The sequence below is a fragment of the Herminiimonas sp. genome (genome assembly GCF_030655415.1).
Genome location: NZ_JAURVN010000006.1, coordinates 170,093 through 187,168 on the forward strand (window position 1 = coordinate 170,093; position 17,076 = coordinate 187,168).

General features: G+C 51.2%; 17 protein-coding genes and 3 tRNA genes. 15 read left to right on the plus strand and 5 right to left on the minus strand.

Going from position 1 to position 17,076, the window contains the following annotated elements; translation table 11 throughout:
* Positions 1-24: 24 nt before the first annotated feature.
* On the plus strand, positions 25-1,200 hold the full coding sequence (locus Q7T66_RS06355) for an MFS transporter (protein ID WP_304932492.1): 1,176 nt from the start codon (positions 25-27) through the stop codon (positions 1,198-1,200).
* Between the two features lie 83 nt (positions 1,201-1,283).
* Here the strand turns inward: Q7T66_RS06355 and glmU are convergent, their stop codons facing one another.
* Positions 1,284-2,642, minus strand: a complete 1,359-nt coding sequence (gene glmU / locus Q7T66_RS06360) for a bifunctional UDP-N-acetylglucosamine diphosphorylase/glucosamine-1-phosphate N-acetyltransferase GlmU (RefSeq protein ID WP_304932493.1) — start codon at positions 2,640-2,642, stop codon at positions 1,284-1,286.
* A gap of 18 nt (positions 2,643-2,660) precedes the next feature.
* On the opposite strand from glmU, the gene Q7T66_RS06365 reads away from it, so the two are divergent.
* Together Q7T66_RS06365 and Q7T66_RS06370 are read left to right on the plus strand one after the other, a co-directional pair.
* The gene (locus tag Q7T66_RS06365; RefSeq protein ID WP_304932494.1) at positions 2,661-3,557 is read left to right on the plus strand and encodes a DUF6279 family lipoprotein; all 897 of its coding nucleotides are present in this window, start codon (positions 2,661-2,663) and stop codon (positions 3,555-3,557) included.
* Between the two features lie 67 nt (positions 3,558-3,624).
* The gene (locus tag Q7T66_RS06370) at positions 3,625-4,014 is read left to right on the plus strand and encodes a DUF1090 domain-containing protein (protein WP_304932495.1); all 390 of its coding nucleotides are present in this window, start codon (positions 3,625-3,627) and stop codon (positions 4,012-4,014) included.
* 126 nt (positions 4,015-4,140) lie between these two features.
* Here the strand turns inward: Q7T66_RS06370 and ttcA are convergent, their stop codons facing one another.
* The 3 genes from ttcA to Q7T66_RS06385 are packed head-to-tail and all read right to left on the minus strand — an operon-like array spanning position 4,141 to position 6,341.
* Positions 4,141-5,106, minus strand: a complete 966-nt coding sequence (gene ttcA / locus Q7T66_RS06375) for a tRNA 2-thiocytidine(32) synthetase TtcA (protein ID WP_304932496.1) — start codon at positions 5,104-5,106, stop codon at positions 4,141-4,143.
* A gap of 1 nt (position 5,107) precedes the next feature.
* Positions 5,108-5,503 carry a dihydroneopterin aldolase gene (locus tag Q7T66_RS06380; RefSeq protein ID WP_304932497.1) on the minus strand — a complete coding sequence of 132 codons (396 nt, stop codon included), beginning with the start codon at positions 5,501-5,503 and terminating at the stop codon, positions 5,108-5,110.
* A gap of 58 nt (positions 5,504-5,561) precedes the next feature.
* A complete protein-coding gene (locus Q7T66_RS06385) occupies positions 5,562-6,341 on the minus strand; it encodes an SDR family oxidoreductase (RefSeq protein ID WP_304932498.1) in 780 nt (259 codons plus the stop codon).
* A 45-nt stretch (positions 6,342-6,386) separates the two neighbouring features.
* Here Q7T66_RS06385 and Q7T66_RS06390 point away from each other — a divergent pair, with 45 nt between their 5' ends.
* From Q7T66_RS06390 to Q7T66_RS06420, 7 genes are all read left to right on the plus strand, one after another.
* Complete coding sequence (locus Q7T66_RS06390; RefSeq protein ID WP_304932499.1) at positions 6,387-7,547, plus strand: class I SAM-dependent methyltransferase; 1,161 nt, start codon at positions 6,387-6,389, stop codon at positions 7,545-7,547.
* 63 nt (positions 7,548-7,610) lie between these two features.
* Positions 7,611-7,805 (plus strand): DUF2905 domain-containing protein, encoded by a 195-nt coding sequence (locus Q7T66_RS06395; RefSeq protein WP_304932500.1) that lies wholly within the window; start codon positions 7,611-7,613, stop codon positions 7,803-7,805.
* 81 nt (positions 7,806-7,886) lie between these two features.
* Positions 7,887-8,093, plus strand: a complete 207-nt coding sequence (locus Q7T66_RS06400; protein ID WP_304932501.1) for a DUF2905 domain-containing protein — start codon at positions 7,887-7,889, stop codon at positions 8,091-8,093.
* A 138-nt stretch (positions 8,094-8,231) separates the two neighbouring features.
* Complete coding sequence (locus Q7T66_RS06405; protein WP_304932502.1) at positions 8,232-9,560, plus strand: hemolysin family protein; 1,329 nt, start codon at positions 8,232-8,234, stop codon at positions 9,558-9,560.
* 236 nt (positions 9,561-9,796) lie between these two features.
* A complete protein-coding gene (locus Q7T66_RS06410; RefSeq protein ID WP_304932503.1) occupies positions 9,797-11,251 on the plus strand; it encodes a DHA2 family efflux MFS transporter permease subunit in 1,455 nt (484 codons plus the stop codon).
* A 329-nt stretch (positions 11,252-11,580) separates the two neighbouring features.
* Positions 11,581-12,687, plus strand: a complete 1,107-nt coding sequence (locus Q7T66_RS06415; RefSeq protein WP_304932504.1) for a diguanylate cyclase — start codon at positions 11,581-11,583, stop codon at positions 12,685-12,687.
* A gap of 224 nt (positions 12,688-12,911) precedes the next feature.
* Positions 12,912-14,594: a response regulator gene (locus Q7T66_RS06420; protein ID WP_304932505.1), complete on the plus strand. Its 1,683-nt coding sequence runs from the start codon at positions 12,912-12,914 to the stop codon at positions 14,592-14,594.
* A 28-nt stretch (positions 14,595-14,622) separates the two neighbouring features.
* Here the strand turns inward: Q7T66_RS06420 and Q7T66_RS06425 are convergent, their stop codons facing one another.
* On the minus strand, positions 14,623-15,048 hold the full coding sequence (locus Q7T66_RS06425) for an ArsC/Spx/MgsR family protein (protein WP_304932506.1): 426 nt from the start codon (positions 15,046-15,048) through the stop codon (positions 14,623-14,625).
* Positions 15,049-15,278: 230 nt separating this feature from the next.
* Here Q7T66_RS06425 and Q7T66_RS06430 point away from each other — a divergent pair, with 230 nt between their 5' ends.
* The 5 genes from Q7T66_RS06430 to Q7T66_RS06450 form a co-directional block, all read left to right on the plus strand.
* Positions 15,279-16,337, plus strand: a complete 1,059-nt coding sequence (locus tag Q7T66_RS06430; protein ID WP_304932507.1) for a gamma-glutamyl-gamma-aminobutyrate hydrolase family protein — start codon at positions 15,279-15,281, stop codon at positions 16,335-16,337.
* 153 nt (positions 16,338-16,490) lie between these two features.
* Positions 16,491-16,576: transfer RNA gene (locus Q7T66_RS06435), tRNA-Tyr, on the plus strand.
* A 60-nt stretch (positions 16,577-16,636) separates the two neighbouring features.
* A tRNA-Gly gene (locus tag Q7T66_RS06440) sits at positions 16,637-16,710 on the plus strand.
* A 57-nt stretch (positions 16,711-16,767) separates the two neighbouring features.
* Positions 16,768-16,842, plus strand: a tRNA-Thr gene (locus Q7T66_RS06445).
* Between the two features lie 96 nt (positions 16,843-16,938).
* A partial coding sequence (locus Q7T66_RS06450; RefSeq protein WP_253251337.1) for a GTP-binding protein occupies positions 16,939-17,076 on the plus strand: 138 nt, incomplete at its 3' end.

Sequence of the window (17,076 nt, forward strand, 5' to 3'; positions counted from 1 at the left end):
CAGTTAAAGAATTTGGAGAAAGTGATGTTGCGCAAATCGACGGTATGGATCATGGCGATCACGGGCGGCGTGGTGGTTGCGAATAATTATTACAACCAGCCCTTGCTGGTCGAGTTCGCGCGCACTTTTGGCGTTACCGAGAAATCGGTCGGGCCGGTCGCTGCATTGACGCAGTTTGGTTATGCGTTCGGTATGTTGGTATTTTTACCGCTGAGCGACATGCTGGAAAGACGGATGTTGATCCGCCTGTTGCTGCTCGCTTCCACCTGCGCATTGGTCGCGACTGCGTTGGCACCATCCATTCACTGGTTGATCATCGCGGGCTTTGTCGTCGGATTCACCAGCGTCGTGCCGCAACTGGTGACACCATTCGTCGCGCAATTGGCAGAGCCGAAAGATCGCGGCGCGGTGGTCGGCATTGTGATGGGCGGTTTGCTGACGGGTATTTTGCTATCGCGCACGATTGCTGGTTTTGTCGGTGCGCATTTCAGTTGGCAAACCATGTACTGGATTGCTGCAGGCTTGATGATCGTGTTGTTCTTTGCTCTCGGGCGCGCGCTGCCAAAAGGCCCGCCGACTTTTCACGGCAATTACAAATCGCTGTTGCAATCGATGCTGGAGTTGATACGCACGCAACCCGTATTGCGCGAAACGTCATTGGTCGCCGCGCTGCAGTTCGCAGCTTTCAGTGCGTTCTGGACTACGCTGGTATTCCATGTGCACAGCTTGCCGCAAGCATATGGCAGCGATGTCGCCGGGATGTTCGGGATTGTCGGCGTGATCGGCGCCATCGCCGCGCCGTATGCTGGCAAATTATCCGATAGTAAAAGTCCGCGGCTAACCGTGATGTTGAGCAGCATTGCCTTCGTTGTTGCGTATGTCGCGTTCGGTGCGATTGGTTATTCGCTGGTCGGCCTAGCAGTCGGCGTGGTGTTACTGGATCTCGGCATGCAGTCGGGCCACGTATCGAATATGACGCGCAACTTCGCATTGAAAAGCGAAGCGCTGGGGCGTTTGAATACGGTCTATAACGTCACAAGGTTTTTAGGCGGCGGCATAGGTTCGCTGATCGGCAATATCGCATGGATACACTGGCACTGGCTGGGCGTATGCGTGATGGGTGGTGTGTTGTCTTTATTGGCGATTGCAGTGCAGATGTATTACGGGCGTCGTTATGCCGTCGTGCAGATGGCACATTGAAATAAAAAATCGGGCTTGCGGCCCGATTTTTTATTCAAGAGTTAATATTCAACGCTTACGCTGAATATTCACTTTTAAATCTTTTACTTCTTGATCTTCACTGGTCGCTGCCAGCCTTCAATCGTAATCTGCTTGGCACGCGATACCGTCAATTTCTCCGCAGGCGCATCTTTGGTCAAGGTCGTACCCGCACCAATCGTCGAACCTTTACCCACACGTATAGGCGCAATCAATTGTGTCGCACTGCCGACGAAAACATCGTCTTCAATAATGGTGCGCGATTTATTCACTCCATCGTAGTTACAGGTGATTGTGCCAGCACCAATGTTGACGCGCGACCCAACCGTCGAATCGCCGATATAGGTTAAATGATTCGCCTTGCTGTGCGCGGCGATTTCGCTGTTTTTTACTTCTACGAAATTACCTATGTGTACGTCTTCTGCCAGCACGGTACCTGGGCGCAGACGCGCGTAAGGTCCGATGATGCACGCTTCTCCGACGACGGCGTTTTCAAAATGGCTGAAAGGGCGAATGTGGGTTTGCGCACCGACGCTCGTGTTGTGGATCACGCAGTATGAGTCAACGCGTACGCCGTCGGCCAAGGTGACATTGCCTTCAAATACGCAGCCGACATCGATAGATACATCGCGACCGCAGGTGAGTGTGCCGCGTACATCGATGCGTGATGGATCGGCCAGCGTGACGCCTTGTTCCAGTAATGCGTTGGCGATATTGTGTTGATGTACGCGTTCCAGTTCGGCTAACTGGACTTTGCTGTTGACGCCGTGGGTTTCCCACACGTGGTCGGGTTGAGCGGATACGACTTCAACGCCATCGGCCACTGCGCTGGCAACGATATCGGTCAAGTAATACTCGCCTTGCGCGTTCTTGTTGGAAAGATTGGCCAACCATTTTTTAAGTAAAACGGTAGGTGCGACGATGATGCCAGTGTTGACTTCGGTAATTGCGCGCTCGTCGTCGCTAGCGTCTTTTTGCTCAACAATGCGCTTGATAGAATTTTTTTCACGGACGATGCGACCATAGCCAGTTGGGTTGTCCATGTTGACGGTGAGTATGCCCAACTTATTGGAACCTGCGATGTCCAACAAACGTTGCAATGAAGCAGCAGTTGTCAGCGGCACATCACCGTACAGAATCAAGGTCGGCGCGTTGTCATCGAGTTGCGGCACCGCTTGCATCACTGCGTGACCGGTACCAAGTTGCGGTTCCTGTTTGGCAAATGCCAGATCCTTGGCCTGTAATAACTGCGGGACTTGTTCACCGCCGTGGCCGTAAATAACACAAAGTTTGGTTGGTGACAGTTGTCGAGCAGTATCGATTACATGCGATAAAAGAGCTTTGCCCGCCAATGGGTGCAGAACTTTCGGGAGCGCGGACTGCATGCGCTTTCCCATACCTGCAGCAAGAATGACTATGTTCATAGAAAGCCAATAAAAAGAATGCAAAATCTTATCACGCGTCCCTCACTTGCTATTGCGAAAAAGCTGACGATTTTCGCAACCGCCTTTATTTTGCTGGCTTGCGGTGCTGTGCGCATCGGCTTCAATAATGGCGAAACTGTTTCGTATTGGTGGCTCAATAGTTACGTTGATTTTGAAACCGAGCAGAAACCGTGGGTCAAGCGTCACATCGAAGATCTGTTTGCCTGGCATCATAAAACGCAGCTGCGCGAGTATGTGCAACTAGTCTCACGCATACAGCATCGAGATTTGGCAACGGTGACCAAGGCCGATTTGTTGGCGGACTATGAAACTGGCAGAAAAGAAGTGATGGAAATTGCCGATAAAGCCGCGCCCGATTTGGCTGATCTCGCTCTGTCATTGACTTCGGAACAAATCGCGAACATCGAAGAAAAGCTGGCGAAGAACACGACTAAATATCGCAAGGAATATTTGAGTGGCGATAAGGCTAGCCGACAGGAATTTCGTTACAAAAAAATGTTAAAGCAGGCCGAATACTGGTTCGGCAGCTTTAGCCGTGCGCAAGAGCAGCAGTTGCGCACCTTATCTGATGCGCGTCCTTTAAATAATGAATTGGTGTTGGGTGATCGCATGCGCCGCCAGATGGAATTGGTCGCCTTGCTAAAAAAAATTCACGCGGAAAAACCAAGCAGGGATGCGACTGCTGCGATGATCAAAAAATATATTGCGGCGACGGTGGATCATTTTGGCAATAAAGAACAGCAGGCATTCTTTGATGCGCTGACCGATGCCAATGCGGGTTTGGTCGCAGAGATGATGCATATGGCGACGCCGGATCAGAAGTCGCATTTCGTTAGAACCTTGCAAGACTGGATCAGCGATTTCAATCGCTTATCCGCCAAGGCCGCGTCATAGATAAGTCGACGCTAGAATCGGACCTGAACAAACTGTATATTGAAATGCTAACCACACGGGAGTGTTTATGAAACATTTGGCTACCGCAGTATTGCTGTCTTCAATTGCAACCTTGTCTTTCGCGCAAAAAGCGCCAGAGGCAACCGATACCTGCATCTCGAAACGTCAGGATATTTTGAAGCAAATCGACCAAGCCAAGTCAAAAGGCAATGACAAGAAAGTGGCTGGTTTGAATAAAGCATTGAAAGCGAATGACGCAAACTGCACGCCTGAATCATTGCGTGCCGCACGTGAAAAAGATGTCAGCGAAGCGCGCGCAAAAGTCGCGGATCGCGATCGTGAATTGACCGAAGCCAAGGCTGAAGGCAAGGACAAAGACAAAATCGCCAAACGGGAACAGAAGCTGAATGAAGCGCAGGCAGAGTTGCAACGCGCGCAAAAGGTGCTAGGCAATTAATTGTTGGAGATGATGCTTGAGTAAATTCTGACGACGAGATATGTAGTCAGAATTTATGCAGGACAAATTGGCAGTATTTTTCTACAAGGCCTTCAATGCGTTAACGCATTGAAGGCCTTGTAGTGTTTACTCTTCCGAACGCAGTGGAATAATGCTGGAAACAGTAGAGCCGGTAGAGCAAGGTTCTTCATCAAATGCGATGTCGCCATTCGCCATCGCTTCACCCGTCGCTTTCAAATCTTTGAAGCCAAACAATTCGCCATCCATCAAGTGCGATGGCACGACAGTCGATAATGACGAGAAGATATTGTCGACGCGACCTGGATGTTTTTTCTCCCATTCACGCAACATGTTCTTGATCTGTTTGCGCTGCAGGTTTTCCTGGCTGCCGCATAGATCGCAAGGAATGATAGGGAAGTTTTTCACCTGCGCGTAGCGCTCGGTGTCTGCTTCTTTCACATACGCCAAAGGACGAATCACGATGTGCTTGCCATCATCGGATTGCAGTTTTGGCGGCATGCCTTTGATCTTCGCACCGAAGAACATATTCAGGAAAAAGGTTTCCATGATGTCGTCTCTATGATGGCCGAGCGCGATTTTGTTCGCGCCCAGTTCATCGGCAACACGATACAAAATGCCGCGACGCAGACGTGAACACAGCGAGCAAGTGGTTTTGCCTTCCGGGATCAGGCGCTTGACGATGCTGTAGGTATCCTGATTCTCGATATGGAATGGGATGCCGAGTTCTTTCAGATACGCCGGCAGAATGTGATCGGGAAAATTCGGCTGCTTTTGATCCAGATTGACCGCAATGATGTCGAACTTGATCGGTGCGCGTTCGCGCAGCGTCATCAAAATATCCAGTAAGGCGTAACTGTCTTTGCCGCCTGACAAACACACCATGATCTTGTCGCCGTCTTCAATCATGTTGAAGTCGCCGATCGCTTGACCGACCTGGCGACACAGACGTTTGTGCAGCTTGTTATTTTCGTAGACGATCTTTTCGCTGGCTTTGAAGCTCAAGGCTGCTGCGGTTTCTGTCGGCGTTGTTGTATCTGCAATCACAGCATCATTCATTACAGTTTGGGACATATCAGTTCCCCTTGATCCGGAATACTTCTACGCCGACCGAATCGCAATCCGGATAGACGTCAGGCTTCTCGGTTGATACGCGTGCGGCGCGGACTTTTGGATGCGCCAGCATCGCCTTGATGACATCGTCGCACAAGGTTTCCTGCAAATGCACGTGGCCTTGCGCCATGCGTTTGGCAATCGTGCTGCGCATGAAATCGTAATCAACGACTTCGTCCAGCGTATCCGCAGTCGGTGTCGATTCATTCAATGGGATGAACAGATCGACGTTGATCAGCACGCGCTGCTCGCCTTTCTTTTCAAACTCGTGCACGCCGATATTGATTTTTACTTCGTAATTGCTCAAAAACAAACGACGGCAATCGGCGAGCTGTGGATGGAAAAGGAAGGAATTCATATCTATTTTTAAACCAGTTTTATTGCAAAAAATCTTGCGGGTGAAGAATCTTAAAAAATCAGGAAGCGACAAACATGACGTCGCGCTGCAAGGGAATCAGGTGTTGCCCGCCATCGACGATGATAGTGGTGCCGGTAATCGATGGCGATTCGGCGACGAAGCAAACGGTCGCGGCGATATCTTCTGGAGTGCTGGAGCGACCTAGCGGCGTGACTTTATGTGCGCGCTCGAATTCTGCTTCGCTCTGGTCGCCGGATACCAGCGTAATGCCGGGTGCGACGCCGACCACTCGTACCTTCGGAGCGAGTGCCTGCGCCAGCATCGTGGTCGCGCTGTGCAAAGCTGCCTTCGATAATGTGTACGACAAAAAATCCGGATTCAGGTTGAACAGTTTTTGATCGAGCAAATTAACCACTACTGATTGTTCGCCATCGGCGGTTTCTTCAAACAAGGTTTGCGCGAGCAAAACCGGCGCTACCAGATTGACATGCATGTGCGCGTCCAGCGATGCGCCAGAAAAATCAGTGGCGCTATCGTAATCGAACAGCGACGCATTATTCACTACGCAGGAAATCGGTCCGAGCTGCGCCGCGGCCGCGCGCAACAATGATTTAACTGCGACCTCATCGCTTAAATCGCAAGGCAGCGCAATCGCGTTGCGACCAAGTGCGGCGATCTCGGCCACGGTTGCATGTGCCTCGTCCGCCGAGTGCGCGTAATGTACAACCACGTCCCAACCACGCTGCGCCAAGCCGAGCGCAATCGCACGGCCTATGCGTTTGGCCGCGCCGGTAACGAGCGCTGTTTTTCTTGAAACTGTTGGTTTATCTGTGGACATGGATGCTTGTGTTGTGTCTTCTGCTGATTTCTTTACAATACCGCCATGCAACTGCAACTGCCTCAACCATCCCCGGACGCGCTGGTCGCGTCACACACACTTCAGAACCTGATCGCTGAAGAAATTCGCCGGCATGATGGCTGGATTTCATTCGCGCGTTACATGGAGCTGGCGCTGTACGCGGCCGATGTCGGTTATTACAGCGGCGGCGCTGCAAAACTTGGCAAAGACGGTGATTTTACAACCGCGCCCGAGATTACGTCGCTTTTTGGTGAAACTCTGGCGCATGCCGCCGGCGAACTGATGGCGCAAAGCGTGCCGCAGATCCTGGAATTTGGCGCGGGTACTGGCAAACTGGCGCTGGATATTTTGACTGAATGCGCGGCGGCCGGGATTCCGCTCGAGTCTTATTCGATCGTCGAATTGTCCGGCGAATTGCGCGCGCGTCAGCAGCAAACCTTGGCAAATTTCCCACAGGTGACGTGGCTGGACGATTTCCCTGCTGCTTATTCCGGCGTCGTGCTGGGAAATGAAGTGCTGGATGCGATGCCGGTTTCGCTAGTTGTCAAAAGTGATAATGGCTGGCTGGAACGCGGTGTATCTTTCGATGATGACAAATTTATATTTGTTGATCGCGCATGCGATGAGGCCTTGGTCGCGCAAATTCCGTTTGAAGAAGAATTGTCAGTTGGCTATTTGACAGAAGTGCATCCGATTGCCGTTGGTTTCATGGGCTCGCTGGCCAGCATGTTTGCGGCTGGACTGAAACAATCAGGTAAGGGCGGTGCGGCGATTTTGCTGGATTACGGCTTTCCGGCTAGTGAGTATTATTTGGATCAGCGTAGCGAAGGCACATTGATGTGTCATTACCGTCATCACGCGCATCCCGATCCGTTTTATCTACCGGGTTTGCAGGATATTACGGCGCACGTCGATTTCACGTCTATGGCATTGGCAGCAGTGAATAATGGTCTGGAAATGCTGGGTTACATGAGTCAAGCCGCATTCCTGTTGACGGCCGGTTTGGGTGATCGCCTGCTGAAAACCTCGCCGGAAGATGCGCGCGCTTATCTGCCGCAAGCCAATGCAGTACAAAAACTGACTTCGCCTGCCGAAATGGGCGAATTATTCAAGGTATTAGTGGTCGGACTGGATGTGCAGTTGCCTGCAGCGTTCGACCGCGCCGATCAAAGTCGCCGACTTTAATATGTGCGGCGGCATGCGCCGATTACTGCAAGCACATCTGTCACAGCATCAGGAAAGCTGCTCATGTTCCGCTGGTTTATTGTCATCTTTCTCGCTGTGATTGTGTTTTCTGCTGCCTTGCCGTGGCTGGAGAAATTCGGCGTCGGCAAATTGCCTGGCGATGTACGTTTTACGGTATTCGGCAAGACGATATTCTTGCCATTCGCTTCAACCGTATTGTTGTCGCTGGTGGTTTTTTTAGTCGCCAAGTTCTTTTAAGCGTAACGATCGCACGCGGATTTCCAGGGTTCTGGACTTGCGAAGAATGCTTAATCAAAGATACTCAATGAAGGATGCACAATGATTCGATGGGTAGCAGTCATTTTTGTAGGCTTGACGGTGTTCTACGCCTTGTTGCCTTGGATATTGGTAAAGATCGGCGTCGGCCGCATCATCGGTGACGTCAAACTCCATTTTGCTGACCGTATTTTTGTCCTGCCTTTCGGCTCTACCGTATTGTGGTCGGCCGTTGCCTTTCTGATCGCCGAAATCGTCAAACGAACCTGAACGTTGTGCAGAGTTGCCAGAAAATCCACGCTGTTAGCTAAAAAATCCCCAGTTTTTGCGATGTGCGGCGCGCTAATGATATTATTCATCGCTTATCAACAGTAGGGCTTGTGGGTTTAACCGCGAGTTCCCTTAGTAGTGGACATATTAATTATCTTGGGTTTGATTCTGATCAACGGCGTTTTCGCCATGTCAGAAATAGCGATCGTCACCTCCAAACGGATTCGTCTCCAAAAGTTATTTGAAAACGGCAGTCGCGGCGCCAAGGCCGCACTTGATTTGTCCGACAACCCTAGCCGTTTTCTTTCCACCATCCAGGTTGGCATCACACTGATCGGCATTTTCAACGGTGCGTTCGGTGAAGCATCGCTGGTCGAGCGGCTGGAACCTGAAGTTGCCATGATCCCGATCCTTGCCACTTATGCGCGCGAAATCGCGCTAGGCGTCGTCGTGGTCGGCATCACCTTCGGTTCGCTGATTTTGGGTGAGCTGGTACCAAAACGCATCGCCATGCAATATCCGGAAGCCGTCGCTTCTATCGTCGCCGCGCCTATGCTGTTCCTGTCGAAACTGATGGGCCCATTCGTCAAGATCCTGACCGGCACTACGGAATTTATTTTGCGCATACTTGGTATGCATCATAAAAAAGACGATAGCGTTACCGAAGAAGAAATCGCTGGCCTGTTCCGCGAAGGCGCTGATGCTGGCCTGTTTGAAAAAACTGAACACGACATCGTATCGCGCGCTTTGCGTCTGGATGATCAGCGTGTCGCAGGTTTGATGACACCGCGTCTGGATGTGCATTTCATCGATCTGGAAGATAGTCTTGAAATCAATCTGGCCAAGATCGCTGACAGCTCATACACTCGTTTGCCAGTCTGCAAAGGCGATATCTCGCACGTCATCGGTATTGTTCACGCCGGCAGTTTGTTCGAGCAAGCGATTCGCGGCAAATCCATCGCGACAGTAGATATTGCCGCTGCCACGCGTCCACCACTGTTCGTGCCGGAAACCATTAGCGCGATGCAATTGCTGGAAACGCTGAAGAAAAATCGTGCCGAACTGGCATTGGTGATCGATGAATACGGCGAGATCGAAGGCATCGTCACCTTGAGTGACGTGCTCGGTGCGCTGGTTGGTGATGTGTCGGTGATCGATGAACATCATGAAGTTGACGGCGTACGTCGCGACGACGGTTCATGGCTGATCGATGGTGGCGTATCGTTTGACCGCTTTCGCGAATTGCTGGAAACCGAAGTGCGCTTCCCGGAAGAAGCTTCGGGTACGTATCACACGCTGGCTGGTTTCGTGATGACCTTCCTTGGTCACATTCCGCAAATGTCGGATCATTTTGAGTGGGAAGGCTACCGCATCGAAGTAGTCGACATGGATAGAAATCGTATCGATCGTTTGTTGATTACCAAGGTTGAGCCACCGTTGGAAGCATTGCCGGAAGCAGACGTCTGATTACGTCATGGTAATCAAGTAGTTGATTAAGAAAATGGGTCGGATAAATTTATCCGGCCCATTTTTTTATTGGTTTTTTGAAATGCCATCTCAGCGCGACACGCTCATTGAATTGAACGGCAGGCAGAAAAAGTAATCCATCTACAAGACCGTGTTACAGGTCGTTGAATGTTTCTCACGGTTTTGACAATAAATTGCGCGCTTATATACTGGCCGTAGACAACTAAACACTCATCATGCCCGCACTCACCCTGGAAGATCTGCGCGCCCGTTACGGCGAACGCTACAAATGGTTGGTCCTGCTGACCTGCATGATAGGCAGCGTCGCTGCGATTCTTTCTTCGACCATCGTCAATGTTGCGATTCCCGATCTGAGCAAATACTTCACGCTCGGGCAAGAGCGCGCGCAATGGGTGTCGGCTGGCTTCATGCTGGCGATGACACTGTCGATGTTGACCACGCCTTGGCTATTGATGCGCTTCGGCTTGCGGCGTACTTACACCGGCGCGATTGCGCTATTGCTGTTCGGTGGTGTGGTGGGCGGATTCAGCATTAACTATCCGATGCTGTTATCCATGCGCGTGATCGAAGGCTTGGCCGCAGGCGTGATGCAACCGATACCGGCGATCGTGATTTTGCGGGCGTTCGATCAGCATGAGCAGGGCAGGGCGATGGGGATTTTTGGTTTCGGCGTCGTGCTGGCACCAGCTATCGGGCCTAGTGTGGGCGGGTTTTTGGTGGAGCTGTTTGGTTGGCGTTCGATTTTCTTTGTGGTGGTGCCGCCATGTCTCATAGTGTTTTTCCTGATCCGACGCTTTCTGCCAGCCTACACGCCGCTGCTGGATAAAGCCAAGCCGCTCGACTGGAAAGGGCTGCTGCTGGTCGGTGTCAGCATCATCAGTTTGCTGAATGGTTTGGTCGAATTGCGCGGCGATGTACCTCAGGCTATTGCTTTGCTGGTGCTCGGCGTGGCCAGTTTTATCGCCTTTATTGTTTATCAATTACGCACGAAGGCTGAGCCCTTGATGAACGTGAAATTGTTCAGTTATCGGCAGTTTGCGATGGGCGCCTTGGTGGCATTTATCTACGGCATGGGTTTGTTCGGCTCGACTTATCTGTTGCCGATTTATATGCAGGTGGCGATGCATTACGCACCTTCGCGCGCTGGTCTTGTGTTGCTGCCTGCAGGTATTGTGCTGGCCGTCACGATCCCATTGGCGGGACGCTTGGCTGATAGGTATCCGCCGAATGTGTTGGTGTGTATAGGTTTGGCTTTTCTCACCGCGTCGTTCGGTTTGATGGCGACCGGCTCGCCTGCGACTAGTTACTTCATGTTGATGACGTGGGCCGTGATCGGTAGGATAGGTCTGGGGTTTGTACTACCCGCTTTGAATCTTGGCGCAATGCGTGGGCTGGATTTCAGTTTGATCGCACAAGGTGCGAGTACGATTAATTTTGTCCGACAACTAGGTGGCGCGATCGGTGTCAGCATGGTCGGCATCGTGTTGGAATGGCGCATTGCAGTCCACGAATCGCGCCAGGCTTTAGGCATAGACAATCATCGCAGCGCCTTCAATGAAACGTTTTTTCTAGTAGCAGTTTTGTGCGGGATTGCAGTGGTCGCAGCTTGGTATATGCGCGCGAATCAACCCGCCCAAGAAACCGGGATATCTACAAATGCAGCGAAATAACCACGGAGTTGGCACTATTTGCAGATAGTTTGGCGGCGTAATGCATGCCGATTGTGACGAATGGTTAAAAAGGGATTATATTCCGTGCGATTTACTGCAGGATATGATTTAGTTGCTCCAAGGAAACCGGTGAAATTTCAGCCGGTTTATTTGTTTCAGACGAACCATTCTCGGTGGGTTTCATGCAGCAGACGGGTGATCAAAACGCTGTTTCGCAAACTGATACACACGCGGCCCCTTTTCCGTCGGAGGAGGCTGGGCGTCAGCTAGAGTTTTTTGCCGAAATCTCACAGCAACACCTCAAAACCAAAAAATCCAAAGTCCATGTAGTGCGCGCGCGCCATGTGTCGCCACTAGATACACATGCGCGTCAGGATGCGCGGATTAGACGGCTGATGCTTGCCGGTGTACTCGCGCTGATTTATTTGCTGGTCATCTGCATTTTCTATCTGCAGGGTTTGATCGCCTTGTCTGTCTTGCAGACGAATGCGGTTTTGATGGGCTCAGGTTTTTTAGTGTTCCGCCTGTGCTTTGCGCTCGGCTTGAATCTTAAGATTCAGGAAAAAAATCTGCGTTTGCCGATTACGATTTCGGCTATCGGCATCATGTTGTATACGGTGTATATCGCGCCGATTACGCAAATCGCTTTTATCCCTTTTCTGTTTCTGGTCATGGCCTTCGTCATGCATAGACTGTCGCCGCGCGAAGTGTTGTTTCTCGCCGGCGCGACTTTAGTCGGCTATGCCTTGGTAGTGGCGTCCCACTATGCGACGCGTACTGATAGTGCGATGCTGACACTGGAATGCGCGCAGTTATTAGTGCTGGCGGTGACTTTGCCCGGTTTTGCTGTGCTGGCAAATCGCGTGCAACGCCTGCAGAGCGCCTTGTTCAAGGCCAATCGAAAAATTCGCGATATTGAGGAAGACGCGCAACGCGATGTATTGCTGGGTTGCTTCAACCGCCGCTACATCGTCGCCGCGCTTGAGCAGCAAAAACGTTTAGCCGATGAAACCGGCACGCCACTTTGTCTTGCCGTCATCGATCTCGATCATTTCAAACGCATCAATGATGAGGCAGGTCATTTAGGTGGCGACGAAGTCTTGCGTGTATTCACGCGCATTGCGCAGAAAAATATTCGTGATGGTGATGTCTTTGGCCGTTACGGTGGTGAAGAATTTTTGCTGGTATTGCCTGAGACGGCCTTGTTGGCTGCGCTGAATGTCGCTGAGCGCATACGCGAACAGGTTGAGCATTTTGAATGGGATGAAAAATTGCGCAATCGCGTCACGGTTTCTATCGGTCTGACGCAATATCTGCCCGGCGAATCAGTGCTGGATCTTTTCTCGCGTACTGATACAGCCATGTATCTAGCCAAGCAAGGTGGCCGTAATCAGGTTGTGGTCGAAGAGCCTACGCTCGATCTCGGTATCGCTTAAGCCCTCGCAGATAACTCTTGCTGCGTATTTCTGTTGCCCCGCTTCAAATCCTTCTTATCAATTTTCCATTTAATTGTCGCCCGCACGACACGCAACTTGCGCCTGCATGGTGCGGGCTACACAATTGCAATGACGTCGTTTAACAAATGTAATATTGTTCTACAGTAATGACGCCTTCTAGCTTCGATGAAGTGCGCAGCATCTTTTTATTGGTTTGAAACATCATGCTAGAACTTGCAGGACTAACCGCACTAATTATTGAGCCGCATGCAGGCATGCGCGCCAGTATTCATAACATGTTGAGCTTGGGCGGCATGAGCAAGATCGAGTACGCGAACAGTTCTGGCACGGCGATTCGGCCTTTGCGGCAGAAGGCTTTTGACTTGGTGATTTGCGAATACGATTTGGGCGAAGAGCAGCAGGATGGCCAACAATTGCTGGAAGACTTGCGCCACAACAAACTGATTCCATTGTCGACGGTGTTCTTCATGGCGACGGCTGAGCGTACGCACGGCAAAGTGATTAGCGCTGCAGAATTGGCGCTCAACGATTACGTATTAAAACCTTTCACCGCCGATACCTTGATGGAGCGGATTTCCAAGGCGATCGAAAAGCGCAATGCGTTGATGCCAGTTTATCGTCTGCTTGAGTTGGGAAATCTAGGCGAGGCGATAGAAATTTGCCAAACAGGTGAGAACGCCAAAGCGACATATCGCGTTGATTTTCTTCGCTTGCGGGCAGAGATGCATATGACCTTGGGCCAAGTCGATGCCGCTGAAGAAATTTATACCGAGTTGTTATCCAAGCGCTCAATCGCGTGGGCACATCTGGGTTTGGCCAGCACCTTGTTCATGCAAGAGCGCTATGAAGAAGCTGAAGAAAAACTGACTTCGTTGATAGAAACAAAAAGTGAGTTTCTGGATGCCTACGATTGGCTCGCCAAAACGCAAGAGGCGCGCGGCAATTTGACGGCAATGCAAGCCACGCTGGAAAGTGCAGTTGCGCGTTCACCATATGCGCTGCGCCGCTTGCGCAAGCTGGGCAAGGTCGCATTGCAAAACGGCGATACCGAAACCGCGCATCGCGTTTTTCAGCAAGTGGTCAGCAAGGCCAAGTTTTCCGAATTCCGCGAGCCGGAAGATCATGTGCAATTGGTGGAAACCTCGCTGGCCAAGGGCGAAACCAAATCCGTCCCCGCCATCATTCGCGATCTGGCGAAATCATTATCCGGCCTGAAGAAAACCGCAGCTTGTCGCGCTATTGCAAGTGCTATGTTCCATCGCCATAACGGCGACAAGGAACTAGCGACCGAAGAACTGGAAGTTGCGTTGCTAGCTTGCAAAGAACCAATCGGCTTGAGCAACGAGACCAAGATAGCGTTGGCAAAAAATTGTCTTGATCATGGTTTGGAGCAAGGCGTCGTGGAGATCATGACCTCGGTTGTTGGTAACGCGCCGACGCCCGCTGCAATGAGCAGCGCGATGCGTTTGTTGCAAGAGGGTGGCCGCGAAGATTTGGCCAAACGCATCACGCAAGCAAGCAAAAGCGAAGTGGTGGATCTGGTTTCTGCCGGTGCTGAGAAGGCGCGTCTTGGCGATTTCCAAGGCGCCGTCACCTTGATGTCGGAAGCTGCAGAAAAGCTGCCGCATAATCCGCAAGTGGTTTTCAACGCCGCAGTCGCAGCACTTAAATGCCTGGATAACCTCGGTTGGGACATGCCCTTGGGCGAGAGAGCGCGCCGCTATGTTGCCGACGCTCGTCGTTTGGACCCGCGCAACCCGAGGCTTTCTTTATTGACCGGCATGTATCGCGATATTTTGAAAAAATACCAAATCAGTGGCGTCGACGACATCCCGACTATGCCAACGACCAAAGCAGAAGCTAAAAAGGAAGCGGTCGCAAAATAATTGTTTGCGGTTCTGTTTTTGAGCGCGTTTAATCTGCGTGCAAAATCTGATTCACCAACTCTGGCGGCCTGGCGATCACCGCACGCTGATGGAACCGAACGATAGGGCGCTGCAGTAATTGCGGGTGTGCGGCGAGGGCGTTCAGCAAGACCGTATCGCTGGCATCTTTCAAAGCAAGTGTAGAAAATAATTCTTCATTGTCGCGCGTCATTTCCAGCACACTGACTGCTTGTTCTGATTGCAAAAGTTGATGCAGTTCAGTCAACTGCGCCAGACTTAGAGGCGTTTTTTGATAATCGACGACATCAAGAGCGAGTTGATGTTGTGCTGCAAATTGTTGAGTGAGTTCGAGTGCTGCGCGCGATTTCGAGCAGCCAGGGTTGTAATAAATAATGAGCATGATGTTTTGAATGCGCTGTTTGTCGTGAAAGGCTGGATGAATGGATCCATGCATTATGCCTTTTCAAACGTAATCGGTTTTGCGGGTCGCGCATCTGAAGCTATGTAATCGCTGTACTGAAATTAGGCGTCTATATATGCTGATGCGCTGTACAAGATCTAAGAATTTACGCACGACTTAAGCGATATTTCGTGATCTTCCTTACGTTTGTTATCAATGTTGAGTTTGTGCGGATAAATTGATGCGATTCGTTGTCTACCTTTTCTCGATACTAAAGTGATGCCATGTCTGACAAATCCGATAGCAATTTGCCACCAGCTGTTTCTACCCCTTCTGAAACTCCAACTCCAGATCACAATCCGCTGCCTGCCGCCGCCTCCTCTTCAGTAGAGCCGCCAATTGTGCGTGCTCCGGCGGCGCCTTATGTGCCTGCCGCCAAACTTGAATTCGGAAAAAATAATGCGCCGGCCTGGCAACTGCCAGACGACACGCCGTGGAAGCAAACCTGGCGCGTTTTTTCCGCACGCTTGCAAAGCTTGTCAGATCAAGTTGGTCGCCGCTTAACCCAACGCACGTTGAAAATCGGCGTGTCGGCCAGGATTTTTCACCCGGAAGCGGGCGCGCGCGGCTTGCAAGGCAAGACTTTGCAATATCTGGAAGAGTCGATTGCGCAATGGGTAATGTCGCGCGATGTGTTGGTGTTGATGATCCCAACGGTAAATACCAACGGCCTTTTGCACCCGAGCAAGATTCGTTTGCGCGATTACGCCAAGCATTTGGATGGCTTGGTGTTGCAAGGTGGCGCTGACGTTGCTCCGCAGACATATTCGCAAACGGCGACGCGCCCGGAATGGATAGGCGACAGCGCGCGCGATATGTACGAGCTTGAGTTGTTGCATGAATTTGTCGAGGCCGGAAAGCCGGTTTTGGGTATTTGCCGTGGTTGTCAGCTTATCAACGTAGCTTTCGGTGGCACCTTGTATCAAGACATTGCGTCTGATGTGCCTGAGGCCAAGCCGCACGTAAATGACTTGTACGATAGTCATCGCCATACGATTCAATTTCCGCCTGGGTCGTCGCTGGCTTCGCTGTTCGCGGGCCAAACTGCGCCTTTGGTGAACTCGATTCACCATCAGGCGGTGCGCGATCTGGGGCGCGACCTGATGATCGAGGCAATTTCTGAGGGCGACAATATTGTTGAGGCTGTCCGCCACACCAAGTCGCGTTTTGTGATGGGTTTGCAATGGCATCCGGAATTCCACCGGGCTGGCGGCTCCGAACTGCTGGATTGCACGCCTATTCTTGATAATTTCCTCCGCGCAGCACGAGAAACGCGCTTCTAACATTTGGGTTGCTGCCAGATAGTCATTTATCCTGCCAAGCAAAGCTGATTGAAATCACATCAGCTTTGCAAAATATTTGAAAATATTACGCATCAAACCACTTCAAGTTGTTGACAAGGGAAGTCGACTCCCCTATAGTTTGGGGTTCCCCGCGGAGGGGTGGCCGAGTGGTTAAAGGCGACAGACTGTAAATCTGTTCTCTTACGAGTACGCTGGTTCGAATCCAGCCCCCTCCACCAAGTTTCTTGGGAAGCTTATTAAGTTAGGCAAGTAGTGGTAGCGAAGATTAGGTGACCCTCGCGGGTGTAGCTCAATGGTAGAGCTGAAGCCTTCCTAGCTTTTGACGCGGGTTCGAGTCCCTTCACCCGCTCCAGTTTAAAGGTTGGACGTGCCAGATTGCATAGTTTGCGGGGCATAGGACGGCTAGTTTGCCCTTTTAGCTCAGTGGTAGAGCACTCCCTTGGTAAGGGAGAGGCCACGTGTTCAATCCACGTAAAGGGCACCAAAGAATTTAGTAGTTTCAGTTTTATCTGTATTAAAAATCAGCAAGTCGGTCGGGCGCGTGCCTGAACATTCTCATCAAAATTGTTAGGAGTTCAAAATGGCAAAAGGCAAATTCGAGCGGACCAAGCCGCACGTCAACGTCGGCACGATTGGTCACGTCGATCACGGCAAGACCACACTGACAGCAGCGATTGCGACAGTATTGTCGAAAAAATTTGGTGGCGAAGCAAAAGCG